The following is a 23,560-nucleotide window of genomic DNA, read 5'->3' as shown; positions in this document are numbered from 1 at the left end:
CCCTCTGTAGTTGTCGCGCCGGGCGTCCCCGTTAGTTCGGGGGTTCTGTTGCCGGCACAACAATGAATGGGGGCGCAACCCACGCCCCGCTGGCAGCGATATTGCATAAATCCCGAAAGGGAGTCATCCGCTTTTGATCAGACGGTAAAAGTCCATGCCGGCGCCAGGTCGCTGCACCGGTGCCCACCAGAGTCGACGCAACAGTCCCGGGTCCCACGACGATGCTTGCCCGCTTCACCTCCGCCCTCGTCGTCCTCGCCGTGCTGGCGGGGTCGGTCCTCGCCCAGGGGTCGATCCAGACGCTCGATCCCCCAGCCACCGGCGGAGGCGGGGAGGCGGGCGCCGGCGAGCAGCAGCCCGCGCCGCCACCGCCATGCGGGACGCAGCAACTGACCATAGCGCGGATGAGCTGGCCCTCCGCCGCGCTGCTGGCCGAAATCCATTCGCGGCTGCTGACGGGCAATTTCCTGTGCAACGTGGCGGTGCAGGACATGGACCTTGCCGTCGCCGCCTCCTCGATGGGGGCGAACGGGCAGCCCGCCGTGGCGCCGGAGCTGTGGGTGGGCCGCATCGCCGACATCTGGAACGCGGCGATCAAGAGCCAGAACGTGCGGCAGGCCGGCACGCCCTACGCCGACAGCGTGTTCGAGGGCTGGTTCGTGCCCGACTATGTCGCGGCGCAGTGGCCGGACGCCACCACGATCGATGGATTGAAGGCGCATGCCGCCGGTTTCGGCGACGGAAACGGCAGGGGCCGGTTCATCTCGTGCCCGATCGACTGGGGCTGCGCCGTCATCAACCGCAACATGCTCAAGGCCTACGGGCTCGACCAGATGTTCGACATCGTCGAGCCGGCCAACCGGTTCGAGCTCGACACGCTGATCGCCGAGGCGGTGGGGCGCAAGGAGCCGATCCTGTTCTACTACTGGGAGCCCAACGCGGTGCTGGCCCAGTTCGGGTTCAAGCCGGTGACGCTCGCGCCCTACAACCCCGACGCGTTCCTATGCATGGGCCGCCGGGCCTGCGCGGCGCCGACGCCCACCGGCTTTGCCCCGGATCCGGTGGTGATCGGACTGTCCGAGTGGGTCTATCTCGATGCCCCGCAGGTGGCCGCCTATTTCGCCCGCGCCAAGATGCCGTTCGAGGAGATGAACAGCATGCTGCAGCAGCTCGGCCAGGAGGGCGCGACGGTCGAGAGCGTCGCCGACCGGTTCGTGGCCGAGCGCGGCGAAATCTGGCGTCCCTGGGTGGGCCTGCCGGCCGCCCCGTAACGGTTGGTTAGGCATGGCGCCAGCGGCGGTCCCAGGGCGCTGGCCAGCGCCGCCTGAACCAAAGTCGTGAGACTTACGGCGGGCCCGGCCCTGCCTTGCCTCGTCACGGCCCCGCTGGCTATAAAGGCTGCCGGGAAGACTTGGGCCTATCTATCGGAGTTAGCGATTTGGACGTGAAGCGGATCAACGACCACGTGAGCGTGTCCCCGCAGATCAGACCCGAAGATGTCAAAGCCATCAAGGACCTGGGCTTCGTCGCCATAATCAACAACCGGCCGGACGGCGAGTCGCCGGACCAGCCTGAAAACGCGGCGATCGAACAGGCGGCGCACGACGCCGGCCTCGCCTATCACTTCATTCCGCTCGGCCGTGACGGGGTCAGCTCCGGCATGATCGAGCAGACCAGGGAGGTGCTCGAGGGGAGCACCGGCCCGGTATTCTGCTTCTGTCGTTCCGGTACGCGCTCGACCACGCTGTGGGCGCTCAGCCAGGCCGGCAAGGCACCCGCCAGCGAGATCATCTCGGCGGCGGCGCATGCCGGGTACGACATGTCCCATCTGCTGGGACATCTGAGCCAGTAGCAACGGGTTTCGGCCCGCAAGGCCGGCCTGAAACGATCCATGCCGGCACCAGTTGCCGCGCGCCCCTCCTCTGCTCGGGTTAAATCGATGCCGATCACCAAGATCCTTGTCGCCAATCGCAGCGAAATCGCCATCCGTGTGTTTCGCGCTGCCAATGAACTGAACATCAAGACGGTCGCCTGCTATGCCGAGGAGGACAAGCTGGCGCTGCATCGCTTCAAGGCCGACGAGGCCTACCTGATCGGCAAGGGCAAGGGCCCGGTCGAAGCCTACCTGCAGATCGACGAATACATCCGCATCGCCCGCATCTCGGGGGCCGACGCGATCCACCCGGGCTACGGCCTGCTGTCGGAATCGCCGGAGTTCGCCGATGCCTGCGAAGATGCGGGGATCATCTTCATCGGCCCGCGCGCCCAGACCATGCGCGACCTCGGCAACAAGGTGGCGGCGCGCAACATGGCCATCGCCTCGGGCGTGCCCGTGGTGCCGGCGACCGAGGCGCTGCCGGACGACATGGACGAGGTCCGTCGCATGGCCGCCGAAATCGGCTATCCGCTGATGCTCAAGGCGAGCTGGGGCGGCGGCGGCCGCGGCATGCGCCGGATCATGGACGAGAAGTCGCTGGTCCACGAAGTGTCCGAGGGCAAGCGCGAGGCCAAGGCCGCGTTCGGCAAGGACGAGATGTACCTCGAAAAGCTGATCGAGCGCGCCCGGCACGTCGAGGTGCAGCTGGTCGGCGACGACCACGGCAATCTCGTCCACCTGTTCGAGCGCGACTGCTCGGTGCAGCGCCGCAACCAGAAGGTGGTCGAGCGCGCCCCGGCGCCGTACCTCAGCCAGCAGGTGCGCGACGACCTGACCGGAGCGGCGATCCGTCTGGGCAAGGCGGCCAACTACCGTGGCGCCGGCACGGTGGAGTTCCTGCTCGATGCCGATACGGACAAGTTCTACTTCATCGAAGTGAACCCGCGCATCCAGGTCGAGCACACCGTGACGGAAGTGGTCACCGGCATCGACATCGTGAAGGCGCAGATCAAGCTGCTCGAGGGCGCGGTGATCGGCACGCCGGAATCGGGCGTGCCGCTGCAGCAGGATATCCGGCTCAACGGCAACGCCATCCAGTGCCGCGTGACCACGGAAGATCCGGAGCAGAACTTCATCCCCGACTACGGCCGCATCACCGCCTATCGCGAGGCGACCGGTTTTGGCGTGCGGCTGGACGGTGGTACCGCCTATGCGGGCGCCATCGTCACCCGCTTCTACGATCCGCTGCTCGAAAAGATCACCTGCTGGGCCCCCACGGCACCGGAGGCGATCGCGCGCATGCACCGGGCGCTGCGCGAGTTCCGCATCCGCGGTGTCGCGACCAACCTCGCCTTCCTCGAAAACATCATCACGCACCCCGATTTCATCGAGAACCGCTACACCACGCGCTTCATCGACACGACGCCGGCGCTGTTCGACTTCAGGCAGCGCCAGGACCGGGCGACCAAGCTCCTCACCTACATTGCCGACGTCACCGTCAACGGCCATCCGGAAGTGCGCGACCGGCCGCGCCCGCCGGCCGACGCGATCGAGCCGGTGGTGCCCGAGTATCCGCCGCTGATCGTCATCGAGGGGTCGAGGCAGGTGCTGGATCGCGATGGGCCCAAGGGCCTCGCGCGCTGGATGAAGGCGCAGCAGCAGGTGCTGTTCACCGACACGACGATGCGCGATGCGCACCAGTCGCTGCTGGCGACGCGCATGCGCTCGTTCGACATCACCCGCATCGCGCAGGCCTACAGCCGCGGCTTGCCGACCCTGTTCTCGCTCGAATGCTGGGGCGGGGCCACGTTCGACGTGGCCATGCGCTTCCTCAACGAGGATCCGTGGGAGCGCCTTGCCGCCGTCCGCGAAGGCGCGCCGAACATCCTGACGCAGATGCTGCTGCGCGGCAGCAACGGCGTCGGCTACACCAACTATGCCGACAACGTGGTGAAGTTCTTCGTGCGCGAGGCGGCCAAGGGCGGCGTCGACGTGTTCCGCATCTTCGACTGCCTGAACTGGGTCGAGAACATGCGCGTCTCGATCGACGCGGTGGCGGAGGCCGACAAGGTCGCCGAGGGCGCCATCTGCTATACCGGCGACCTGCTCGACCCGGACCGCTCCAAGTACGACCTCAAGTACTATGTCGGTCTCGCCAGGGAGCTCGAGGCGGCCGGCGCGCATGTCCTCGGCCTCAAGGACATGGCGGGCCTGCTGAAGCCGGCTGCCGCCAAGAAGCTGATCGAGACGCTGAAGCAGGAAATCGGCCTGCCGATCCACCTGCATACGCACGACACGTCGGGCGCCGCCTCGGCGACGATCATGGCGGCGGTCGAAGCCGGCGTCGACGCGGTGGATGCGGCGATGGACGCGCTGTCGGGTACGACGTCGCAGCCGACGCTCGGCTCGCTGGTCGCGGCGCTCAAGGATGGTCCGCGTGACCCGCACCTCGACGGCAAGGTGATCCGCGAGATCTCGTTCTACTGGGAGGCGGTGCGTACCCAGTACCGCGCCTTCGAGAGCGACCTCAAGGGCGGCGCCTCGGAAGTCTACCTGCACGAAATGCCCGGCGGGCAGTTCACCAACCTCAAGGAGCAGGCGCGTTCGCTCGGGCTCGAGTCGCGCTGGCACGAGGTGGCGCAGACCTATGCCGACGTGAACAAGATGTTCGGCGACATCGTGAAGGTGACGCCGTCCTCCAAGGTGGTCGGCGACATGGCGCTGGCCATGGTGTCGGCGGGGCTCACCCGCGCCGAGGTCGAGGACCCGAGCCGTGACGTCGCGTTCCCGGATTCGGTGGTCGGGTTTTTTGCCGGCGATCTCGGCCAGCCGCCGGGCGGCTTCCCGACGGCGCTGCAGAAGAAGGTGCTGAAGGGCCGCACGCCGCTCACCGCGCGCCCCGGTTCCTACCTCAAGGACGTCGACCTCGAGGCCGAGCGCAAGAAGATCGCCAAGGAGGCCGGCGAGGCCATCGACGACAAGCGCCTCGCCTCCTACCTGATGTATCCCAAGGTGTTCACCGACTTCGTCAAGACGCAGGACAAGTACGGCCCCACCGAGGTGCTGCCGACGCCGGTCTATTTCTACGGCCTCAGGGAGGGCGAGGAAGTGTTCCTCGACCTCGAGAAGGGCAAGACGCTGGTGCTCACCTACCAGGGCCGCACCGAGACCAACGAGAAGGGCGAGGTCCGGGTCTTCTTCGATCTCAACGGCCAGCCGCGCACCATCACCGTGCCGGACCGGCTGAAGGTCGGCGAGGTCAAGGTGCGCGCCAAGGCGGCGCTCGGCGATGCCAGGCAGATCGGCGCGCCGATGCCGGGGGTGATCTCGGGGCTCGGCGTCAAGGTCGGCGACAGGGTGTTCGCCGGCGACGTGCTGCTGTCGATCGAAGCGATGAAGATGGAAACCGCCATCCACGCCGAAGCCGACGGCGTCGTCGCCGAGGTCACGGTCAAGCCCGGCGACCAGATCGACGCCAAGGACCTGCTGGTGCGGTTCGAGTAGCCGCTGCCGGATCTGATCTGCAAGTAAGGCCCGGAGCGATCCGGGCCTTGTCTTTTTCAGCCGCCGGCGAAAGGGCCGTACCAGGCATCTGCCATCCGCTCGAGGGGCGCCTAGAGATGCTCCGGCGGGGCCGGCGGCGCGTCGTAGCTCGCGTAGCACCATGGGCAGCGCCGGGCGGCCCGTGGACGGGTGCCCCTGCAGGAGCGGCAGTAGCGCAATATCTTCACGTCATCATTCATTCGGGCACCACTACACCCTCGCTTTGGGGCAGGGGAACGCGGGCCAGGGTCTGCAGCACCAGGGCGCGGTCGGCCACCGAGCGCAGCCGGATGGTCATGGTCTCGGTCTTGATCGGGGTCTGCGGCGGCAGGACGTAGCCGAGTCCCGGCAGGTGGATCTTCGCCCACTCAGCGAACCGGCGCAGCTTGTTGCCGCCGGAAATCGGGAAGGTGGCGGAGTACTTGAAAGTCATGGATAGCACCTCACGGCCGACATGCGGGCATGGCCGCGCCTGGCACGGTTCTCGCAGTCGGAAAGGATCGGGGGAGTTCGTGAGAGTCCCGGTGCCGCTCTTGCCCCGCGGGCAGTTAGCGACACCAGGCAGCTAGCCTGCCTTGCTGAGGCGGCTTTCCTTCTGACGCTGGATCACGGTGGTGTGCATGGTCGGCATCATGGCCATATCCCACCCGTTGTCAAATTCACGCGCGCCCTGGCAGTCAGCCGCGCAACTGTCAGCCGAGCAACTGTGCCCGAACGGCGGCCAGCGTGTTGCCCCCCCAGTGCTCGGCGTAGCGGCCGTCCTCGAGGCGAACGATGTCTATCACACTGATAGCGACCGGCTTGCCCGTGGCCGGAATGCCCATCAGGGGGCCCAGATGGGTGCCGCGGATGGTTTTGCGCGTCACCACCCTGTCACCCTCGGCCAATTGGTCCTCGATATCGACCACCAGATCGGGAAACGCCGGACGGAGGACCTGGCTGAAGGTGTGCCACATGCCATCGGCGCCACTGGACATTCCCGGCGGGGCTGAGTGGTTTGTGAAACCCGGTGCCATGAGCTCGCGGAACGCCGCGTCGTCGCCCGCCTCGATAACACGCTTGTTGAAGCGCACGACAACGGCTTAACGCCGCCGGTACGTCCCGTCGATCACCTTTTCGCCGTCAGCGCTGCGCTGGTAGACCGGCGCCTGCTGCGGCAGCATCTTGACGATCCAGCCGACCAGCAGCGGCACGATGACGAAGTCGTCGACCCAGCCGAGCAGCGGGACGACGTCGGGGATCAGGTCGATCGGGCTCAGCAGGTAGGCCGGCACCAGCAGCATCAGCGCCTTGAGGTGCACCGGGGTCTCGGGCGCCAGGAAGGCGCGCCACAGCGTTACGAGTTCCTTGCGGAAGGTGAGGAAGCGGGCGAGGAGATTGAACCTGGTCATGGACCAGACATGGTCTTCGTTGGCGCGGGGTTCAAGGTCACGCAATCGTAACATTGCGCCGCCACGGTCAAAGGCCTATCTGCGTTGGCGGCAAGAGGTCTTTCGATGAGCATTTCTCCCCGCCGGCAGTCGGTCGGCGTCAATGTCGGTGGCGTGATGGTGGGCGGCGGCGCGCCGATCGTCGTACAGTCGATGACCAATACCGATACGGCCGACATCGAGGCGACCGTGCGCCAGGTGGCGCAGCTGTGGCGCGCCGGTTCGGAGATCGTCCGCATCACCGTCGATCGCGACGAGAGCGCGGCGGCGGTGCCGCATATCCGCGACCGGCTGGCCCAGCGCGGCATCAACGTGCCGATCGTCGGCGACTTCCACTATATCGGCCACAAGCTCCTCACCGACCATCCGGCCGCCGCCGAGGCGCTGGCGAAGTACCGGATCAATCCGGGCAATGTCGGCTTCAAGCAGAAGCGCGACACGCAGTTCGCGACGCTGATCGAACTGGCGATGCGCTACGACAAGCCGGTCCGCATCGGGGTCAACTGGGGCTCGCTCGACGAAGAACTGCTGACCCGGCTGATGGACGAGAACTCGGCCTCCGCCACGCCCGTATCCGCCGCAGCGGTGCAGCGCGAGGCGATCATCCAGTCGGCGCTGCTCTCGGCCGAACGCGCCGAGGAGCTCGGGCTGGGTCGCGACAGGATCATCCTCTCGACCAAGGTCTCGGACGTCCAGCACCTGATCGCGGTGTACCAGGATCTCGCGGCGCGCTGCGACTATGCGCTGCATCTCGGGCTCACCGAGGCGGGCATGGGCTCGAAGGGCATCGTCGCTTCGTCGGCCGCCATGGGCATCCTGCTGCAGCAGGGGATCGGCGACACCATCCGCGTCTCGCTCACGCCGGAGCCGGGCGGCGATCGCACGCAGGAAGTCCGCGTGGCGCAGGAGCTGCTGCAGACCATGGGCTTCCGGCAGTTCCTGCCCGTCGTCGCGGCCTGCCCGGGCTGCGGCCGCACCACCAGCCAGACCTTCCAGGTGTTGGCCAAGGAAATCCAGGATCACCTGACCAGCTCCATGCCGGAGTGGAAGGAACGCTATCCCGGCGTCGAAAGCCTGTCGGTCGCGGTGATGGGCTGCATCGTCAATGGCCCGGGCGAGAGCAAGCAGGCCGACATCGGCATCTCGCTCCCCGGCACGGGTGAAACGCCGGCCGCGCCGGTGTTCATCGAGGGCCGGAAAGTCGCGACCCTGCGGGGCGCCGATGTCGCCGAGCAGTTCAAGGCGATGGTCGCCGACTATATCGAGAAGCGCTTCGGGGCCGTCGAAAAGACGGCGGCCGAATGAGCCGCCTCAAGGACTTCCTGTTCACGGGCGAGGCTGCGCGTCGCCGCTGGCTCTGGCTCGGCGTACTTGCCGCGCTGCTGGTCGTAATGTGGCTGACGGGCAATCTCAGGCAGCCGTAGGCACGTCGCAGGCATCGGCCCACTTGCCGCCGCAGAGTTCCACCAGCCGCGCCAGCGGCAGGCGCACCGAGGCGTGGGTCGAGCCGCCGGCCGGGATGACCACGTCGTAGATCTTCAGCGACTCGTCACAATAGATGGTCAGCGGCGCCGGCAGGCCGAAGGGGCAGACGCCGCCGACCTGGTGGCTGGTCAGGCGCAGCACGTCCTCGGCGCCGAGCATGCGCGGGCGGCCGCCGAAGGCCTGCTTGGCCTTCTGGTTGGAGAGGCGGGCGTCGCCGCGCGTCACCAGCAGGAATTCGCTGTCGCCGACGCGGATGGCGAGGGTCTTGGCGATCTGGCCGGGGGCGACGCCGTGCACGGCGGCGGCGAGATCGACGGTGGCGGTCGAGTCCCCGGTGACGAGGACCTCGAGATCGGGGGCGCGGGCGGCCAGGTCGGCCTTCACGCTCGCAAGCGACATGGGGCAACTCCGATAAGCATGCGGTGGTCAGTGTTGGCGTTCGGCGAAGAACCTGGCGGTCTCGCGCAGGCCGTCGGCGCGCTGGTCGAACGGCAGCAGGGCCGAAAGGGCGTCGTGGATCATTTCGGCCAGTTCGCGCCGGGCGGCCGCGACGCCGATACGGGAGACGATGGTCTGCTTGCCGGCATGGGCGTCCTTGCCGGTGGCCTTGCCGAGCGTGGCCGGGGTGGCGGTCACATCGAGGATGTCGTCGGCGAGCTGGAAGGCGCGGCCGGCGGCTTCGGCATAGCTGGTGAGCAGCGCCAGCTGCTCGGCCGAGGCGCCGCCGAGGATGGCGCCCATGCGCACGGCGGCGCGGATCAGCGCACCGGTCTTCATCGCCTGCAGCTCGGCAATGGCGCGCTCGGTCAGGAAGCCCGCCTCGCCCTCGATGTCGCGCATCTGGCCGCCGGCCATGCCGCCCGCGCCGGCCCCGGCTGCGAGTTCGCCGACCAGGCGGATGCGGATGGCCGGATCGGGATGCGCGGCCTCCGAAGCCAGTACGGCGAAGGCATGGGTCAGCAGCGCATCGCCGGCGAGAATGGCGGTCGCATCGTCATAGGCCTTGTGCACGGTGGGCTGGCCGCGGCGCAGGTCGTCGTCGTCCATGGCCGGCAGGTCGTCGTGGACGAGCGAGTAGCAGTGCACCAGCTCGACCGCGAGGCCGGCGGTGACAGCCGCGGCGGCGGGGACCCCGAACACTCCGGCGGCCTGGCGGACCAGCAGGGGGCGCAGGCGCTTGCCGCCGTTGAGGCTGCCGTGGCGCATGGCGGCCACCAGCCGCTCGGCCGGCACCCCGGGCCCGGCGAGGGCAGGGCCGGTCAGCAGCGCGTCGAGCGCCCGCTCGATGTCGGCGGCATTGCTGGCGAGGTCTTGGGAGAAGGAGTAGGTCACGAGGCAGAGTCCAGGGCGCGGTGTCGCGTTTCTACCCAAACGGTCGTGCGCGGGCCACCCCCACCCTCGGTCGCTTCCCACAAGGGCGGGGGAGGTGGTAGCCGAGATGCCTGAGTTCAACGACTCACTCCGCCCTGTGGGGAGGGATCAAGGGTGGGGGAGCCTACGCGCTGATTCAGCGATTTGGCCCCTTCACACAGGCGTCATTGTGCTCTATAGACGCCCCCAATTCCCGACAGACCCTGTCTGTTAGACGCCGGAACGCCTTCGGCGACACGCTATTGAACCAGGAGTAACGACCATGGCAGTGCCAAAGCGCAAGACCTCGCCGATGAAGCGCGGTTTCCGCCGCTCCGCCGATGGCCTCGCCGCCCCGGCCTATGTCGAGGACAAGGATTCGGGCGAACTGCGCCGTCCGCACCACGTCGACCTCAAGACCGGCATGTATCGCGGCCGGCAGATTCTGCAGCCCAAGAGCTCGTAAGCCTTCGGGCCCGGGCTTCCTTGCGCAAGCGTTACTAGATTTCCAGCGGCCGGCTCCCTCCCAGGGCGCCGGCCGCTTCCATTTGTTCTGAAAGGCAGACCGGCATGGGTACGCGCGTCGAATCGGATTCCATGGGCACGATCAACGTGCCGTCCGAGAAGTACTACGGGGCGCAGACGGCCCGGTCGCTGGCCAATTTCGACATCGGCGGCGAGAAGATGCCGACCGAGATCATCCATGCCTTCGGGATACTCAAGAAGGCGGCCGCGCTCGCCAACCACAAGCTCGGGCTGATGGACGAGGCGACGCGCGACCTGATCGTCCGGGCGGCCGACGAAGTGATCGCCGGCAAGCTCGCCGACCACTTCCCGCTGGTGGTGTGGCAGACCGGCTCGGGCACGCAGTCGAACATGAACGTCAACGAGGTGATCTCGAACCGCGCCATCGAGATGGCCGGCGGGGTGATGGGGTCGAAGAAGCCCGTCCACCCCAACGATCACGTCAACATGAGCCAGTCGTCCAACGACACCTATCCGACCGCCATGCACATTGCGGCGGTCGAGGCGATCGAGGGCTACCTGGTCGACCGGGTCATGCTGCTGCGCAACACGCTCGAGGCCAAGTCCAGGGAGTTCATGGGCATCGTCAAGATCGGCCGCACGCACCTGCAGGATGCGACGCCGCTGACGCTGGGCCAGGAAATCTCGGGCTGGGTGGCGCAGCTCGACCTGGCGCTGAAGGCTATCCGGGCCACCCTGCCGCAGCTCTACGAACTGGCGCTGGGCGGCACCGCCGTCGGCACCGGCCTCAACGCCCATCCGAAATACGCCGAGGCGGTTGCCGCCGAGATCGCGACGCTGACCGGCTATCCGTTCGTTACCGCGCCGAACAAGTTCGCGGTGATGGCCGGGCACGATGCGTTCGTCGGCTCTTCGGGGGCGCTGAAGCAGCTCGCGGTGGCGCTGATGAAGATCGCCAATGACGTGCGCTGGCTCGCGTCCGGGCCGCGCTCCGGCCTGGGGGAAATCACCATCCCGGAGAACGAGCCCGGCTCCTCGATCATGCCGGGCAAGGTCAACCCGACCCAGTCGGAAGCCATGACCATGGTAGTGACGCAGGTGATGGGCAACGACGCCGCCATCGGCTTTGCCGCCAGCCAGGGCAATTTCGAGCTCAACGTGTTCAAGCCGGTGATCGCCTACAACTTCCTGCAGTCGGTGCGCCTGCTCGCCGACGCCTCCAAGAGCTTCAACGATCACTGCGCCGTCGGCATCGAGCCCGACAAGGACCGGATCAAGCAGCTCGTCGACCAGTCGCTGATGCTGGTGACGGCGCTCAACCGCAAGATCGGCTACGACAACGCCGCCAGGATCGCCAAGAACGCGCACAAGAAGCGCATGACGCTCAAGGAGTCGGCGATCGAACTGGGGCTGCTCTCCGGCGAGGAATTCGACGCCGAGGTGAAGCCGGAGCAGATGGTCGGCCCGCTCAAGGTCTGACCCGGGCCCCCGTCAGGGCGGCTGGTGCGGCTCAGCGCCTCGGCCAGTAGTCGCGCGCCAGGATGCCCAGCCCGATCGCGATCAGCAGCGCCGGCCAGAAGTTGCCCCAGGCAAAGCCGAAGAAGAAGGCGAGCCCCAGCGCGAGGAAGATGGCGGCAGAGACCAGCGAGCCGATCACTTCGCCGCTGACGGTATTGCCGTCGTCGCGATAGTGGCGGATCGCCGCCACCAGCGCTCCGGTCGCCGGGATCAGCAGGAAAAGCGCCCACCAGCGCTCCGGCAGCTTGAGGCCGAAGTTCTCGGCCAGCAGCAAAGCGCCGATCAGGATGAGCACGATGGCGCCCACGGGGGCGCCACCCCAGCGGGACCGGCGGGCTTCGCGCCGCGCCTCCCGTTCGGCACGTCGCCCGGTACGCCGATCGTCGGCAGGTTCGGGGGTGAGGTCAGGGTCTTGGCTCATGGGACAGCCTCGCGATGGGTGGCCCATTATGCGGCAAACCTCCGGGTCGCGCTTGACGCAGAGCAAATCGAGCAGCGGAGAGTTGGTCGCCGGGGCTAGCGAGCAGGGCGCGGCTTTGGCATTGTCCGGCGCACCAAGCGATCACGGAGTGCGCCGATGTCCGACAGTACCGTCTTCATACCCCCCGGGCGCCGTGGCGGACGCAGCGGGCCGTTCATTCCGCCGCTGCTGCTCATTCCGCTGATCGCCTATAATTTCTTCGCCTTCCTGTTCATGGGCGGCAATCCGGCCGGGTGGAGCCAGCAGCTTCTCGGCATTCCGATGGTATCGGGCGTGGTATGGTCGCTGACCGCGGGCGACCTGATGCTGGTGGTCGGGCTGGTGTGCCTGTTCTTCGAAGTGCTGAAGTCCACCAATACCGGGCGCAGCTCGGTGGTCGAGCACATGCTTTCGGTCGTGGTGTTCGTGATCTTCCTCGTCGAGTTCCTGCTCGTCGGCGCGGCGGCGAGTTCGGTGTTCTTCATCCTGATGATGATGTCGATCGTCGACGTGGTGGCCGGGTTCACGGTGTCGATCACCGGCGCCGGCCGCGACGTCTCGATGAACTGACCCACGTCGTCTCGCCCGGCACGGAGCGAGGGGAGGTTCAGGTGACGATGGTCTTGCGATAGCCGGCCGGCATGCGGCGCGTGGCGATGCGTGCGCCCTTGTCGTAGGCGCTGACGGCCTCGACGACCGGGGCGCGACGGCGATCGCGCTGCGGCGGCAGGTGCTGGCGTTCGGCGATCAGCTGGCTGACGAAATCGGACTGTGCCGGCTCGCTGACACGCAGCCGCTCGCGCGGCAGGTCGAGCACCTGCGGCAACCTGAAGACCTTGCGCTCCGTCCCGTCGTCGTCCATTGCCTCGGCCGTTCATTGCGGTCCGAGTGCGCGTCTTCCGGCGCGTCGCGGACCTCCACGCGAGCAAATGTCGCGAGGGCCCGGAGAGGTTGCACCAAATCGTCACGCGCGGCCCGCGCGTGATGAAGAAAGGGTTAACGATGGGGGATACCGGCGCGCCCGGATATTCCCGCGACTCTAGGCCTTGAACTCGTCCTTTGCCTTGCGCAGGGCCGCGAAGACCTGGGCCGGCGGCGCGTCGGACGGCAGCCCCATCGCCCTGGCCAGCACCGGCTGGTCGGCGCGCAGGAACGGATTGGTGGCCTTCTCCATCCCCAGCGTGACCGGGATGGTGAAGCGACCCGACTCGACCTGCCGCTTCACCTCGCCGGCGCGGATGTTGAGCGCCGGATTGCGCGGGTCGACGCTGAGCGCGAAGGCGGCGTTCGCGGCGGTGTATTCGTGGCCCGGATAGACCAGCGTGTCGTCGGGCAAGGCGCGCAGTTCCTCGAGCCCGTCCCACATCGGGCCGGGCTTGCCCTCGAACATGCGGCCGACGCCGAGCGAGAACAGCGCGTCGGCCGAGAACAGGTGGCGGCCGGCGGGGTCGTAGTAGACGATGTGGCCGAGCGTGTGGCCAGGGGTCTCGATGACGATGAAGTCGGTCTCGCCGAGCGAAACGGTGTCGCTGGCCGAGACCAGCACATCGAGGCCGAGGATCTTCTGCTGCTCGGCCTTGGGGCCGACGACCCGCACCCCATATTCACGCTTGAGCGCCGGAATGCCCTCGACATGGTCGGTGTGGTGGTGGGTAATCAGCACGTCGGTCAGGCGCCAGCCGCGACGCGCGGCGGCCTCCTTGATGGCCTTCGCGTCCGGGGCGTCGATGGCCGCGGTGCGGCCGCTCGCCACGTCGTGGACGAGGTAGCCGAAATTGTCCGTGCGGCACAGGAAGATGTCGATGAGCAGGGGCAACGGGTAACTCCGGATGGCCTCGCCCGCCAGAGGATGACAGGCGCGCTCGAAGCATGACAGAAACTAGTCAAGGAATTCGGACAACGCCATGATCGGCAGATCACCATGACGTCACAGGTCGAGCGGATCATCGGCTTTTACAGGTCCCCCCTGGGCAAGATCGCGCGCGCCCTGCTGCGCGAGGAGGTGCTGCGCTTTGCCGGCAGCGTGAAGGGCCAGCGCGTGCTCGGGCTCGGCTTCGCCACGCCCTACATGCGCTTCACGCTCGACACGGCGGAGCGGGTGATTGCCGCCATGCCGGCGCGGCAGGGCGCCTCGGCCTGGCCGCGCGAGGGCCCCTCGCATACGGTGCTGTGCGATCCGCTCGAACTGCCGCTCACCGATGCGGCAGTCGACCTGATCATCGCCGTGCACGCCTTCGAGCATGTCGGCGACAGCGAGGAACTGATGCGCGAGCTGTGGCGCGTATCGGCGCCCAACGCGCGGCTGATCGTCATCGTGCCCAAGCGGCGCGGCACCTGGTCGTCGTTCGACAACACGCCGTTCGGCGACGGCCATCCGTTCTCGAAGGGGCAGCTCGAGCGGCTGCTGCGCGACCACAGCTTCGTCATCGAGCAGTGGAAGGATGCGCTCTACCTGCCGCCGTCGCAGCGCTCGCTGGTGCTGAAGTCGGCGCGCTTCTTCGAGCGCTTCGGGCGGCTGTTCGGACCAACCTTCGCCGGCGTCCACTGCGTGCTGGCGCGCAAGGAACTGTTCCCCGCCGTTACCCGACGCAAACGGGCGGAGCGGTTCGTGCGCGTGCCGGCGCTGGCGCCGCAGCACGCGGTACCGCTCCGACATGACGGGCACCGCGACTAGAGTGCGCCTTCCGCCGGCGTGTCGGGCCGGACCTGGGCGACGACCGTGCCCGACCACGGCTCGGTCACGCCGCGGCCGCCGCCGAGGTCCTCGAGCAGCGGGCGCAGCCGGTCGAGACTGGCGATCATGGCCGGGCGCGAGGCGACGAGGCTGTCCATCTCGCTCCACTCGCCGACGATGCAGAAGTCGCGCTCGCCGGTCTTGACCACCCAGAAGTTGCGGAAGCCGCTGAAGCCGCTGCTGTCGAGGGTGCGGTGCAGTTCGACGAACTCGGCTTCCCTGCCGGGCTTCACCCGCATATGCACGATATTCATTGCCGTCATCGGATCCTCCTCCGCGGTCACACCATGCCGGCCCATACTAGCAGAACACGGGCGGGATGCGGGGCGGATTCCTTTGCAACGACAGGCCGCTTCCCCTATGGTCCGGCCCGATTTCGCCGGCCCCGCAAGTGAAAATGCCCGACACGCCCGACCGCCCCGTTCCCCAGCCCGGCATCCTCGAGATCGCCCCCTACGTGCCGGGGCGTTCCGACACGCCCGCCGGCGTGAAGCTGGTGAAGCTCTCGGCCAACGAGTCCCCGCTGGGCGCGAGCCCCCGGGCGATCGAGGCCTACAAGGCGCTGGCCGACCGGCTCTATGTCTACCCGGAGGGCTCGTCGCGCGAGCTGCGCACGGCGCTGGGCGAGGTGCACGGTATTCCGCCCGAGCGCATCGTGTGCGGCTTCGGTTCGGACGACATCCTGCACCTGCTCGCCCAGGTCTATCTCGGCGCCGGCGACCAGGCGGTGATGAGCCAGTACGGCTTCAACGTCTATCCGATCATCACGCGCGGCGCCTCGGCCGAGATCATCATGGCGCCGGAAACCGACTATCGCGCCGATATCGGCAACATCCTCCGGGCGGTGACGCCGCGCACGAAGGTGGTGTTCCTCGCCAACCCGAACAATCCGACCGGCACTTACCTGAGCAAGGCCGAGGTCGAGCGGCTGCATGCCGGCCTCAGGCCGGACATCCTGTTCGTGCTCGACAGCGCCTATGCCGAGTACGTGACGGCGGACGACTACTCGGTCGGCATCGACCTCGTCGACAGGGCGCAGAACGTCGTCATGGTGCGCACCTTTTCCAAGATGGGCATTGCCGGCGAGCGGGTCGGCTGGATGTACGGACCCGAGCATGTCGTCGATGCGATCAACCGCATCCGCGGGCCGTTCAACGTCTCGCTCTCGGGGCAGGCGGCGGCGGCGGCCGCGGCGCGCGACACCGCGTTCACGGCCCGGTTGCGCGAGCACAATGCGCGCTGGCGGGAGTGGCTGACGGCGTCGCTCTCGGGCAACGCCATCCGCGTGCCGCCGAGCCAGGGCAACTTCATCCTCGCCCTGTTCGAGGACGCGGCGACGTCGCGGGCGGCGTTCACGGCGCTGCGCGACAAGGGACTGATGGTGCGCGAGATGCATGGCTACGGCATTCCCGAGGGGCTGCGCATCTCCATCGGGCTCGAGGAGCACATGCGCGCCGTGGTCGAGGTGCTTGAGGCGTTCGGCGCGCCGGGGGGACGCTGATGTTCGAAAAACTCACCCTTGTGGGCATCGGCCTGATCGGCTCGTCGATCGCACGGGCCGTCCGGCTCAAGGACCTGGCCAAGACCATCGCCATCACGACCCGCAAGTCCGAGACGCTCGAAGAGGCGCGGGCGCTCGGGCTGGGCGACATCTACACGCTCGATGCGGCCGAGGCCGTGCAGGGGGCGGACCTCGTCATCCTGTGCACCCCGGTGGGCGTCTATGCCGAGGTGATGGGCCAGATCCGCGACCGCCTGAAGCCGGGCGCGATCCTGTCCGATGTCGGCTCGGTCAAGGGCCATGTGATGAAGGTGATCGAGCCGCTGCTGCCGGCAGGCGTGCACTTCATCCCCGGCCATCCGCTGGCGGGCACCGAGCATTCCGGCCCGGCGGCGGGGTTCGCCGACCTGTTCGTCAACCGCTGGTGCGTGCTGACGCCGAAAAAGGACGTCGATCCGGTGGCGGTCGATCGCCTCGTCTCGTTCTGGGGGGCGCTCGGCTCCAATGTCGAGTGCATGGATGCGGCGCACCACGACATGGTGCTGGCCATCACCAGCCACGTGCCGCACCTCATCGCCTACAACATCGTCGGCACCGTCGCCGACCTCGAGGCGGACACGCAGTCCGAGGTGATCAAGTTCTCCGCTTCCGGGTTCCGCGACTTCACCCGCATCGCCGCCAGCGACCCCGTCATGTGGCGCGACGTGTTCCTCACCAACCGCGAGGCGGTGCTGGAGATGCTCGGCCGCTTCCTCGAGGACCTGAGCCGGCTGCAGCGCATGGTGCGGGTCGGCGATGGCCCGGGGATGCAGGAGCTGTTCACCCGCACGCGGGCGGTGCGTCGCTCGATCATCACCGCGGGGCAGGAGACGGCAGCGGTCGACTTCGGCCGGCCGCACGGCCAGCCCGAGGTCGTCGCGCCGCCCGAGGACGTGCCGGCATTCGCGGTGCGCGAGCATGGCGGCGGCGAGGACGCCTAGGCTAGAACAGCGGCGGCAGCTGGGCGAAGACGAAGGTCAGGATCTTCATCTGGCCGTCCAGGATGGTCACGGTGTTCCTGAAGCTGCCGTCGGCCTGCGGGGCGCCCTTCAGCATGGCGAGCTGTACCGGCGGCAGGAACTGGCTCAGCCGGTCGAGCACGCCCGTGGTGCTGTAGTCCACCTGGCCCTCGACATAGCCGCCGCCGGAGAGGCGGGCCTCGCCACTGACATCGAAGCTCTCGGCCGGGCTGGGCTGCGTGCCGGCGAGCTTGACCAGCTTCACGCTGCCGCCCGCTGCCTGCCAGTTGCGGATGGCGTCGGGGTTGCCGAAGTCGCGGATATCGGCGGGCAGGCCGGTGATCTGGCTTTCGAGCGTCAGGTTACCCGAGGCGACCTGCAGCCCGGGCAGGCTGAGCTCGGCGGCGGCGACATAGCTGGCGAGGGCCGAGGTGCCGGCCGCCTTGTCGAACTGGTCGGGCATGTCGACCAGGTGGGCCTCGAGGTGCTTGGCGCTCGCCTCGAGGATGTCGCCGGCGACAGTATCAGTCACGGCGATGTCGTCGGTCTCGACGGAGAGGCGCGCCAGGCGCCAGCCCTCACCGCCCAGGCCCTTGAGCAGGTCGGCCGGAACCACCCGGAGGCTGCCGTCGAGCCGCGAGAAATCGAGCCGGCGCTGGCTGCCCGAGAAGGCGTCGTCGTAGGAGAACGGACCCTTGGCCGAGAAGATCATGTGCGTGGGATTGTAGGCCATCACCGAGGCGCGCAGGCCGGTGAAGTTCACGGTCAGGTCTTGGTCCGTCAACGTGCCGTTCTCGCAGTCGAGGTCGAAGCGGAACGGGAAGCCGGAGACGCCGAAGCTGCCGCACTCGAACTTCGGCGTGGCTTCGCCGTCGGCCTGGGCGAGGAGCCGCACCTGGCCGGTCACCTCGCCGGCGGCCCAGAACCAGCCGGTAGTCCAGGCCGCGACGACGACCACCACCGCGATCAACAGCCAGGCAAACTTCCGCAAAGTCAGGTCTCCCATTCCGGCGCATGCGTTGCGCGGCGCGGACCGTATCGGTAGGAACGTGACCGCGGCAAGGCGGACCGGCTCGGATGGCGCAGATTTCAACCCATTGGGTGTTCGGCTACGGCTCGCTGATCTGGCGGCCGGGGTTCGAGTTCGTGCGGCAGGAACCCGCCCTGCTGCGCGGCGTGCATCGCCGCCTGTGCGTCTATTCGCAGCGCCACCGTGGTACCGCGGCGCAGCCGGGATTGGTGTTCGGGCTGATGCCGGGCGGTTCGTGCCGCGGCATGGCGTTCGAGGTGGCGCCGGAACGCTGGGGCGAGGTGCACGCCTACCTGCATGAGCGCGAGATGGACAATGGCGTCTATCGCGAGGCCGTGCGGCCGCTGCGGGTCGGCGGCGCGGCGGTGGGTGCGCTCGTCTTCCTCGCCGACACGCGGCACCTGCAATATGCCGGCAAGCTCGCCATCGCCGAGCAGGTCCGGCTGGTGCTGGCCGGGGTGGGCGAGTCGGGGCCCAACCACGAGTACGTGCTGGAGACGGCGCGTAAGCTCGGCGAGCTGGGCATCCGCGACCGCCATCTCGACGAGGTGGTCGAGGCGCTGCATGGCGTGGACGTGCCGGTGGCGGAGACCGCGTAGCCCGTGCGTTTCACCGCTTGAGATGACGCCGGGGATAGGCAGCCCCACCGTGAAATGCTCCAGCCCGCGTCAGGCGGCGTTCAGGCCCAGCACGGGCTCGGCGCCCTCGAGATCCCACAGAACCGTCAGGCGCCCGATGGCGTCGGGGGCGGCCTCGACGCGGAAGACGCGATCGGCGCAGTCCATGGCAAGGCGGAAGCGGGCGCGGCTCACGGCATCCTCGATCAGGTCGGTGCTGCCGCCGGCCCACAGCACATGCGGGCCGAGCGCGATCAGGTAGAGTTCGTCACCGCAGAAGCGGAAGTCGTCGAGCCGGAGCGGTTCGAGCGCGTAGTAGCGGCCGGATCGGCCGCGCCAGTTCACCGGATGCGCGGTGGCGTGCTGCAGCAGCGTACGATCGAGTGTCGGCACCATGCCCCCGGCTCCTTCGGTTTCCGCACGAAAGAGAACAAAAATAGAACAAACTGGAGACAAATGTCAAGCGCATTGTCTCCATGACCCCATATCTATGGCTTCCTCTGGCCTGACCGTCAAGATGTAGTGGTTCTGGCCGCTTCCGGGGGCGTTCCCTGTTTCAGCGCCTCAAGGCGCTGGCGCAGCCGCGGGTCGATCGGGCGGCGCAGGCCGTCATCGTATGCGGCAAGGATCAGCCGATTGGTCTCGCCCTCGATGGCTGCGATCAGGCGGGCGCGGAACGCCTCGGCCGGCAGGCCGGGTGGAATGGCCGGCAGGAAGCGGGCGCGGGCGGTGCCGGGCCACAGCAGCGGGCTGTTGCGGCCCCAGAACAGGCCCGAATTGAGCGCCACCGGAACCACCGGCACGTTGAGGCCCTCGTAGAGGCGCACGACGCCGACGCGATAGTCGTGGGGATCGAGCGGCGCCTTCCGCGTCCCCTCGGGAAAGATGATGATGCGCGCGCCGCGCGCCAGGGCCGCGCGGGCGTCGTCCAGCATGAGCGGGATGGCCTCGCCGCCGCGCGAGCGGTCGATGCGGATGGTGTCGAAGGCCCTGGCCGCCTGGCCGAAGAACGGGATGTCCATCAGCTCCTTCTTGGCGATGAAGGCAGGCCGACGAGCGCCGGGCAGGATGGCGAAGATGTCCCAGTCGCTCATGTGCTTGGAAGCGATGATGCAGGGGCCGTCCGGGATGTTCTCCTCGCCCGTGACCTCGGTCCTGATGCCGGCCAGCAGGCGCAGCGCGGCGAGGTTCGAGTGGATCCAGTAGAGCGCCAGGGCCCAGCCGAACCTGGTGCGTCCCCGGACGACCGCGCTCACGCCGACGATGATCGCGAGCGGCACCGTCTGCAGGTAGTAGAAGGCGTAGAACAGCAGCGAACGGATCGCCTGGACGATCGGCATTGGTCCCCCCAAAACGACGGCAAGGTGCCTGCCCGGGCGCAGCCGGGCAAGCGGGATCTGGCTCAGGACGTCTTCTGCAGGAAGCGCCGGACGGTGATGCGCGAGGTGATGGCGGTGAGCGCGGCGATCACCGGCACCACGGCGAGGATGCCGAACATGCCGTCGATGCCGAGCGCGAAGCGGCCGAACAGGATGCCCAGTTGCTGGCCGGCCTCCTGCGGCACCATGGAGCCGGCCGCGAGCCCGACGAGGAAGAAGAAGGCCAGCGCCGCGAGGCCGCCGAAGATGCCGCCGCGAAAGCCGATGGTGAGGAAGCGCCCCTGGAACTCGCCGGCGATGAAGCTGTTCGAGGCGCCGATGAAGTGCAGCACGTCGACGATCTCGCGGTTCGACGCCATGGTGCCGCGCGTCGCAAAGATGATGGCGAGCACGGTGGCGACGACGATCAGGGCCAGCACCAGCAGGCCCGAGGCGACAATGGTGCCGGCCATGATGTTGAGCTGCTGGCGCCAGGCGGCGTGGGTGTCGAGGCTTGCGCCCTTCACCGCCTGCAGGTCGCGCTCGAGCTTGGGAATGTCGGCCTCGGCCGGATCGGACATCTGGACCACGACGAGGCGTGGGATGTCGATGGCGCTGAGGTCGAGGCCGGCGCCGAGCCAGGGCTCGAGCAGCTTCTGGCTCTCCTCGAGCGTCAGGGCGCGCGCCGAAGCCACGCCGGGCGTCGCCTCGGCGAGGGCGACGGCGGTACGCAGGTTGCTCTCCATCACCTCGCCCTCCATCGGGCGGATCTGGATGGTCATCTCGCGTCCGACGTCGGAGGACCAGGCGATGGCCGACTTCTGCACCAGCACGACGCCGCCCAGCGTTACCCCCGACAGGAAGGTCATGATGGCGATGAGCAGCACGAGGGTGCGGCCGGCGACCGAGCGCTCGGGCACGATCGCGGCCGAGCGCTCGCGCGCTTCGAGGCCGGCAAAGCGGGGCAGCTTCAGCTCAATCACCGAACACCACCTCGCCGTCGCGCAGGTTCATGCGGGGAAAGGGGAAGTTGTCGAGCAGCGGCAGCTCGTGCGTCGCGAGGATGATGGTGGTGCCCATCTTGTTGAGCTCGGCAAACAGCCGCACGAGGCGTAGCGACAATTCAGGGTCGACGTTGCCGGTCGGTTCGTCGGCGAGCAGGATGTCGGGCCGGCCGATCACGGCGCGGGCGATGGCGGCGCGCTGCTTCTCGCCGCCCGACAGCACGGCCGGCAGGGCATCGAGGCGCTCGCCGAGCCCGACCCATTCGAGCAGCTCGGTGACATTGGCGCGATAGTTCGATTCGGGCTCGCCGAGCACGCGCAGCGGCAGCGCGACGTTCTCGAACGTCGTCAGGTGGTCGAGCAGGCGGAACTCCTGGAACACGATGCCGATATGGCGGCGCATCTGCAGCAGGGCGTCCTGGTCGAGTGCGGAGGTGTCCTTGCCGAACAGGGTGACGCGGCCGCGCGTCGGCCGCAGCGACAGCAGCAGGAGCTTGAGGAGCGAGGTCTTGCCGGAACCGGAAGGGCCGGTGAGGAAGTGGAAGGTGCCGGGTTCGATGCGGAAGTTGAGATCGCGCAGGATCTCGGGGCCCTGCCCATAGCGCAGGCCGACATTGGAGAACTCGATCACCGGGCCAACCCGCTCCGAATCAGTTGAAGGGCATCATAACAGCGGTCCCCCGCCACAGACGGCGTTCTCGCCGACAATTCAGCCCAAATCTTGGTTGGTCCGGGGGATTCGTGGGAGGCCGGGTTTGAGGAAACTTAACCCCCCCACGGCTAGGGTCGGACCATGCACTCGCTCCAGCCCGCAACGGTCGTCATCGCCTGCCCGCATTGCGGCACGCGCTACCAGGTGCCGCCCGAGACGCTCGGCGCGCGGGGCCGCCGCGTCAGTTGCGCCCACTGCAGCAAGGACTGGCTGGCGGAAGTGCCGACGCGGGCCGACGAGGACCGGCTGTTCGCGCCCGGCGAGGAGGAGGCGCTGGACCGCCAGTTCGACGCGCTCGGGCAGGCATCCGGCGGCACGGAGCTGCCCGAATCGATCCGGCGGATGGCGGCTGGCGGCGAACCGCCGCCGTCCGAAGTGGTCAGGTCGATCGCCGAGATCAAGGCGGCGATCGCGCCCAGGGTTGCCGAGGCGCCCGGGCCGGCGCCAGCGGAACGCGCCCCGACGGCCGCCGAAAAGGCCGCCCGCGGCAAGCTCGACAAGCGCCAGCGCGCCATCGGCGAGGCACTGCCGGCGGCGCGCCTGCTGCGCGGCATCCGGCTCGCCGCGGTCCTGCTGCTGCTCGCAGTGGTGGCCGGCGGCTACTGGTTCCGCACCGAGATCGTGCGGCTGGTGCCCGACATGGCCGGGGTCTATTCGGCGCTCGGGCTCGGCGTGAACGTGGTCGGGCTCGAATTCTCCGACGTCTCGACCGTGATGACGCGGCGCGGCGACGATTCGGTGCTGAGCGTCATCGCCAGGATCAGGACGGTCGAGCCGCGGCGCGTCGCGGTGCCGCCGGTGGTGGTCACCCTGCTCGATGCACAGGGCACGGCCGTCTACCAGTGGAGCGTCGCGCCGGCCGCAGGCGACATCGCCCCGGGCGAAGCGCTCGATTTCACCGCCGAGCTGGCCGCGCCGCCGGCCACCGCGACCCGGCTCAAGCTCGGCTTTGCCGGGGCACGGCCGCGGACTGATATTGCGCCGGCCGCGCTGCCGGTCGCCGCCCCACCCCCGAACACGACCACCAACGAGACGCATTGATGGCCAGGATACTGCTTGCCGAAGACGATGATGGCGTGCGCGCCTTTGTTTCCCGCGCGCTTCAGCACGCGGGCCACGAGGTGGTCGAAGCCGAGGACGGCGGACTCGCCTCCGAGGTGATCGAGGATGAGCAGGGTCGCTTCGACCTGCTGCTTAGCGACATCAAGATGCCGGTGATGGACGGCATCGCGCTCGCGCTCAACGTCGCCTCCAGCTTCCCCGACCTTACCATCGTGCTGATGACTGGCTTTGCCGACCAGCGCGAACGCGCCCATGGGCTCGACCAGCTGATCTACGACGTGATCCCCAAGCCGTTCACGCTGCAGCAGGTGCTCGAGAAGGTGGATGACGCCCTGAACGGCCGTCCGGCGGAGATCGTGTCGCTGGCCCGGCAGGCTATCGCCGGCTAGGGCGAGG

Annotated in this window: 28 protein-coding genes; 14 read left to right on the top strand and 14 right to left on the bottom strand. The window is 68.1% G+C overall.

Annotated elements, in window-relative coordinates:
* Positions 1–221 precede the first annotated feature (221 nt).
* From J0I99_RS05515 to pyc, 3 genes are all read left to right on the top strand, one after another.
* Positions 222–1,271: a glycine betaine ABC transporter substrate-binding protein gene (locus J0I99_RS05515; protein ID WP_291396398.1), complete on the top strand. Its 1,050-nt coding sequence runs from the start codon at positions 222–224 to the stop codon at positions 1,269–1,271.
* A 173-nt stretch (positions 1,272–1,444) separates the two neighbouring features.
* Entirely contained in the window at positions 1,445–1,852 is a 408-nt protein-coding gene (locus J0I99_RS05510; RefSeq protein ID WP_291389893.1) for a TIGR01244 family sulfur transferase, read from the top strand.
* Between the two features lie 87 nt (positions 1,853–1,939).
* Complete coding sequence (pyc, locus tag J0I99_RS05505) at positions 1,940–5,380, top strand: pyruvate carboxylase (protein ID WP_291396397.1); 3,441 nt, start codon at positions 1,940–1,942, stop codon at positions 5,378–5,380.
* A 235-nt stretch (positions 5,381–5,615) separates the two neighbouring features.
* On the opposite strand, the gene J0I99_RS05500 is transcribed toward pyc, so the two are convergent.
* The 3 genes from J0I99_RS05500 to J0I99_RS05490 form a co-directional block, all read right to left on the bottom strand.
* On the bottom strand, positions 5,616–5,852 hold the full coding sequence (locus J0I99_RS05500; RefSeq protein ID WP_291396396.1) for a hypothetical protein: 237 nt from the start codon (positions 5,850–5,852) through the stop codon (positions 5,616–5,618).
* Between the two features lie 259 nt (positions 5,853–6,111).
* Positions 6,112–6,492 (bottom strand): ester cyclase, encoded by a 381-nt coding sequence (locus J0I99_RS05495; RefSeq protein WP_291396395.1) that lies wholly within the window; start codon positions 6,490–6,492, stop codon positions 6,112–6,114.
* 9 nt (positions 6,493–6,501) lie between these two features.
* A complete protein-coding gene (locus tag J0I99_RS05490) occupies positions 6,502–6,810 on the bottom strand; it encodes a YkvA family protein (protein ID WP_291391154.1) in 309 nt (102 codons plus the stop codon).
* A 105-nt stretch (positions 6,811–6,915) separates the two neighbouring features.
* On the opposite strand from J0I99_RS05490, the gene ispG reads away from it, so the two are divergent.
* Entirely contained in the window at positions 6,916–8,154 is a 1,239-nt protein-coding gene (gene ispG / locus J0I99_RS05485; protein WP_291396393.1) for a flavodoxin-dependent (E)-4-hydroxy-3-methylbut-2-enyl-diphosphate synthase, read from the top strand.
* The gene (locus tag J0I99_RS05480) at positions 8,151–8,273 is read left to right on the top strand and encodes a hypothetical protein (protein WP_291396392.1); all 123 of its coding nucleotides are present in this window, start codon (positions 8,151–8,153) and stop codon (positions 8,271–8,273) included. Before ispG ends, J0I99_RS05480 begins: the two co-directional genes overlap by 4 nt.
* Here J0I99_RS05480 and J0I99_RS05475 read toward each other — a convergent pair.
* Together J0I99_RS05475 and J0I99_RS05470 are read right to left on the bottom strand one after the other, a co-directional pair.
* Positions 8,260–8,733: a YbaK/EbsC family protein gene (locus J0I99_RS05475; protein ID WP_291396391.1), complete on the bottom strand. Its 474-nt coding sequence runs from the start codon at positions 8,731–8,733 to the stop codon at positions 8,260–8,262. The two genes, J0I99_RS05480 and J0I99_RS05475, sit on opposite strands and share 14 nt — an antisense overlap.
* 27 nt (positions 8,734–8,760) lie before the next feature.
* Entirely contained in the window at positions 8,761–9,666 is a 906-nt protein-coding gene (locus J0I99_RS05470) for a polyprenyl synthetase family protein (RefSeq protein ID WP_291396390.1), read from the bottom strand.
* A gap of 301 nt (positions 9,667–9,967) precedes the next feature.
* Here J0I99_RS05470 and rpmF point away from each other — a divergent pair, with 301 nt between their 5' ends.
* Together rpmF and fumC are read left to right on the top strand one after the other, a co-directional pair.
* Entirely contained in the window at positions 9,968–10,150 is a 183-nt protein-coding gene (gene rpmF, locus J0I99_RS05465) for a 50S ribosomal protein L32 (protein ID WP_291391114.1), read from the top strand.
* Positions 10,151–10,254: 104 nt separating this feature from the next.
* Entirely contained in the window at positions 10,255–11,649 is a 1,395-nt protein-coding gene (gene fumC / locus J0I99_RS05460) for a class II fumarate hydratase (RefSeq protein ID WP_291396388.1), read from the top strand.
* A 31-nt stretch (positions 11,650–11,680) separates the two neighbouring features.
* Here fumC and J0I99_RS05455 read toward each other — a convergent pair whose 3' ends face one another.
* Positions 11,681–12,109 carry a hypothetical protein gene (locus J0I99_RS05455; protein WP_291391174.1) on the bottom strand — a complete coding sequence of 143 codons (429 nt, stop codon included), beginning with the start codon at positions 12,107–12,109 and terminating at the stop codon, positions 11,681–11,683.
* A gap of 156 nt (positions 12,110–12,265) precedes the next feature.
* On the opposite strand from J0I99_RS05455, the gene J0I99_RS05450 reads away from it, so the two are divergent.
* A complete protein-coding gene (locus J0I99_RS05450) occupies positions 12,266–12,718 on the top strand; it encodes a hypothetical protein (protein WP_291396386.1) in 453 nt (150 codons plus the stop codon).
* A 37-nt stretch (positions 12,719–12,755) separates the two neighbouring features.
* On the opposite strand, the gene J0I99_RS05445 is transcribed toward J0I99_RS05450, so the two are convergent.
* Together J0I99_RS05445 and gloB are read right to left on the bottom strand one after the other, a co-directional pair.
* Entirely contained in the window at positions 12,756–13,010 is a 255-nt protein-coding gene (locus tag J0I99_RS05445; RefSeq protein WP_291394090.1) for a hypothetical protein, read from the bottom strand.
* 177 nt (positions 13,011–13,187) lie between these two features.
* Positions 13,188–13,964 (bottom strand): hydroxyacylglutathione hydrolase, encoded by a 777-nt coding sequence (gene gloB, locus J0I99_RS05440; RefSeq protein ID WP_291394089.1) that lies wholly within the window; start codon positions 13,962–13,964, stop codon positions 13,188–13,190.
* Between the two features lie 105 nt (positions 13,965–14,069).
* On the opposite strand from gloB, the gene J0I99_RS05435 reads away from it, so the two are divergent.
* Positions 14,070–14,822, top strand: coding sequence for a methyltransferase domain-containing protein (locus J0I99_RS05435; RefSeq protein ID WP_291394088.1), 753 nt, complete (start codon positions 14,070–14,072; stop codon positions 14,820–14,822).
* Here the strand turns inward: J0I99_RS05435 and J0I99_RS05430 are convergent.
* Positions 14,819–15,145, bottom strand: coding sequence for an antibiotic biosynthesis monooxygenase (locus J0I99_RS05430; protein WP_291394087.1), 327 nt, complete (start codon positions 15,143–15,145; stop codon positions 14,819–14,821). The genes J0I99_RS05435 and J0I99_RS05430 overlap by 4 nt on opposite strands.
* Positions 15,146–15,279: 134 nt before the next feature.
* On the opposite strand from J0I99_RS05430, the gene J0I99_RS05425 reads away from it, so the two are divergent.
* Complete coding sequence (locus J0I99_RS05425; RefSeq protein WP_291396384.1) at positions 15,280–16,383, top strand: histidinol-phosphate transaminase; 1,104 nt, start codon at positions 15,280–15,282, stop codon at positions 16,381–16,383.
* On the top strand, positions 16,383–17,363 hold the full coding sequence (locus J0I99_RS05420) for a prephenate/arogenate dehydrogenase family protein (protein ID WP_291396382.1): 981 nt from the start codon (positions 16,383–16,385) through the stop codon (positions 17,361–17,363). Before J0I99_RS05425 ends, J0I99_RS05420 begins: the two co-directional genes overlap by 1 nt.
* 1 nt (position 17,364) lies before the next feature.
* Here J0I99_RS05420 and J0I99_RS05415 read toward each other — a convergent pair whose 3' ends face one another.
* A complete protein-coding gene (locus J0I99_RS05415) occupies positions 17,365–18,372 on the bottom strand; it encodes a DUF2125 domain-containing protein (RefSeq protein ID WP_291394084.1) in 1,008 nt (335 codons plus the stop codon).
* An 86-nt stretch (positions 18,373–18,458) separates the two neighbouring features.
* On the opposite strand from J0I99_RS05415, the gene J0I99_RS05410 reads away from it, so the two are divergent.
* Positions 18,459–19,010, top strand: a complete 552-nt coding sequence (locus tag J0I99_RS05410) for a gamma-glutamylcyclotransferase (protein WP_291396380.1) — start codon at positions 18,459–18,461, stop codon at positions 19,008–19,010.
* A 69-nt stretch (positions 19,011–19,079) separates the two neighbouring features.
* On the opposite strand, the gene J0I99_RS05405 is transcribed toward J0I99_RS05410, so the two are convergent.
* The 4 genes from J0I99_RS05405 to ftsE form a co-directional block, all read right to left on the bottom strand.
* Complete coding sequence (locus tag J0I99_RS05405) at positions 19,080–19,424, bottom strand: hypothetical protein (RefSeq protein WP_291394082.1); 345 nt, start codon at positions 19,422–19,424, stop codon at positions 19,080–19,082.
* Between the two features lie 116 nt (positions 19,425–19,540).
* Positions 19,541–20,368 (bottom strand): 1-acyl-sn-glycerol-3-phosphate acyltransferase, encoded by an 828-nt coding sequence (locus J0I99_RS05400; RefSeq protein ID WP_291396379.1) that lies wholly within the window; start codon positions 20,366–20,368, stop codon positions 19,541–19,543.
* 62 nt (positions 20,369–20,430) lie between these two features.
* Complete coding sequence (locus J0I99_RS05395; RefSeq protein ID WP_291389996.1) at positions 20,431–21,369, bottom strand: ABC transporter permease; 939 nt, start codon at positions 21,367–21,369, stop codon at positions 20,431–20,433.
* Positions 21,362–22,021 carry a cell division ATP-binding protein FtsE gene (ftsE, locus tag J0I99_RS05390; RefSeq protein WP_291389997.1) on the bottom strand — a complete coding sequence of 220 codons (660 nt, stop codon included), beginning with the start codon at positions 22,019–22,021 and terminating at the stop codon, positions 21,362–21,364. The genes J0I99_RS05395 and ftsE overlap by 8 nt, the downstream gene beginning before the upstream one ends.
* Positions 22,022–22,183: 162 nt before the next feature.
* On the opposite strand from ftsE, the gene J0I99_RS05385 reads away from it, so the two are divergent.
* Together J0I99_RS05385 and J0I99_RS05380 are read left to right on the top strand one after the other, a co-directional pair.
* Positions 22,184–23,143 (top strand): DUF3426 domain-containing protein, encoded by a 960-nt coding sequence (locus J0I99_RS05385; protein ID WP_291396377.1) that lies wholly within the window; start codon positions 22,184–22,186, stop codon positions 23,141–23,143.
* Entirely contained in the window at positions 23,143–23,553 is a 411-nt protein-coding gene (locus J0I99_RS05380; RefSeq protein ID WP_291389999.1) for a response regulator, read from the top strand. The genes J0I99_RS05385 and J0I99_RS05380 overlap by 1 nt, the downstream gene beginning before the upstream one ends.
* The last annotated feature ends 7 nt before the right edge of the window (positions 23,554–23,560 follow it).

It is taken from the genome of Devosia sp., from assembly GCF_017307495.1.
Taxonomy (GTDB): Bacteria; Pseudomonadota; Alphaproteobacteria; order Rhizobiales; family Devosiaceae; genus Devosia_A.
Note: the sequence above shows the minus strand (reverse complement) of the source record. Positions and strands in the feature narration are given on the sequence as shown.

Coding starts and splice junctions, on each gene's coding strand:
- J0I99_RS05515 (WP_291396398.1), top strand. CDS start 222: ATGCTTGCCCGCTTCACCTCCGCCCTCGTCGTCCTCGCCGTGCTGGCG.
- pyc (WP_291396397.1), top strand. CDS start 1,940: ATGCCGATCACCAAGATCCTTGTCGCCAATCGCAGCGAAATCGCCATC.
- J0I99_RS05500 (WP_291396396.1), bottom strand. CDS start 5,852: ATGACTTTCAAGTACTCCGCCACCTTCCCGATTTCCGGCGGCAACAAG.
- J0I99_RS05490 (WP_291391154.1), bottom strand. CDS start 6,810: ATGACCAGGTTCAATCTCCTCGCCCGCTTCCTCACCTTCCGCAAGGAA.
- ispG (WP_291396393.1), top strand. CDS start 6,916: ATGAGCATTTCTCCCCGCCGGCAGTCGGTCGGCGTCAATGTCGGTGGC.
- J0I99_RS05480 (WP_291396392.1), top strand. CDS start 8,151: ATGAGCCGCCTCAAGGACTTCCTGTTCACGGGCGAGGCTGCGCGTCGC.
- J0I99_RS05475 (WP_291396391.1), bottom strand. CDS start 8,733: ATGTCGCTTGCGAGCGTGAAGGCCGACCTGGCCGCCCGCGCCCCCGAT.
- rpmF (WP_291391114.1), top strand. CDS start 9,968: ATGGCAGTGCCAAAGCGCAAGACCTCGCCGATGAAGCGCGGTTTCCGC.
- fumC (WP_291396388.1), top strand. CDS start 10,255: ATGGGTACGCGCGTCGAATCGGATTCCATGGGCACGATCAACGTGCCG.
- J0I99_RS05455 (WP_291391174.1), bottom strand. CDS start 12,109: ATGAGCCAAGACCCTGACCTCACCCCCGAACCTGCCGACGATCGGCGT.
- J0I99_RS05450 (WP_291396386.1), top strand. CDS start 12,266: ATGTCCGACAGTACCGTCTTCATACCCCCCGGGCGCCGTGGCGGACGC.
- J0I99_RS05445 (WP_291394090.1), bottom strand. CDS start 13,010: ATGGACGACGACGGGACGGAGCGCAAGGTCTTCAGGTTGCCGCAGGTG.
- J0I99_RS05435 (WP_291394088.1), top strand. CDS start 14,070: ATGACGTCACAGGTCGAGCGGATCATCGGCTTTTACAGGTCCCCCCTG.
- J0I99_RS05430 (WP_291394087.1), bottom strand. CDS start 15,145: ATGACGGCAATGAATATCGTGCATATGCGGGTGAAGCCCGGCAGGGAA.
- J0I99_RS05425 (WP_291396384.1), top strand. CDS start 15,280: ATGCCCGACACGCCCGACCGCCCCGTTCCCCAGCCCGGCATCCTCGAG.
- J0I99_RS05420 (WP_291396382.1), top strand. CDS start 16,383: ATGTTCGAAAAACTCACCCTTGTGGGCATCGGCCTGATCGGCTCGTCG.
- J0I99_RS05410 (WP_291396380.1), top strand. CDS start 18,459: ATGGCGCAGATTTCAACCCATTGGGTGTTCGGCTACGGCTCGCTGATC.
- J0I99_RS05405 (WP_291394082.1), bottom strand. CDS start 19,424: ATGGTGCCGACACTCGATCGTACGCTGCTGCAGCACGCCACCGCGCAT.
- J0I99_RS05400 (WP_291396379.1), bottom strand. CDS start 20,368: ATGCCGATCGTCCAGGCGATCCGTTCGCTGCTGTTCTACGCCTTCTAC.
- J0I99_RS05385 (WP_291396377.1), top strand. CDS start 22,184: ATGCACTCGCTCCAGCCCGCAACGGTCGTCATCGCCTGCCCGCATTGC.
- J0I99_RS05380 (WP_291389999.1), top strand. CDS start 23,143: ATGGCCAGGATACTGCTTGCCGAAGACGATGATGGCGTGCGCGCCTTT.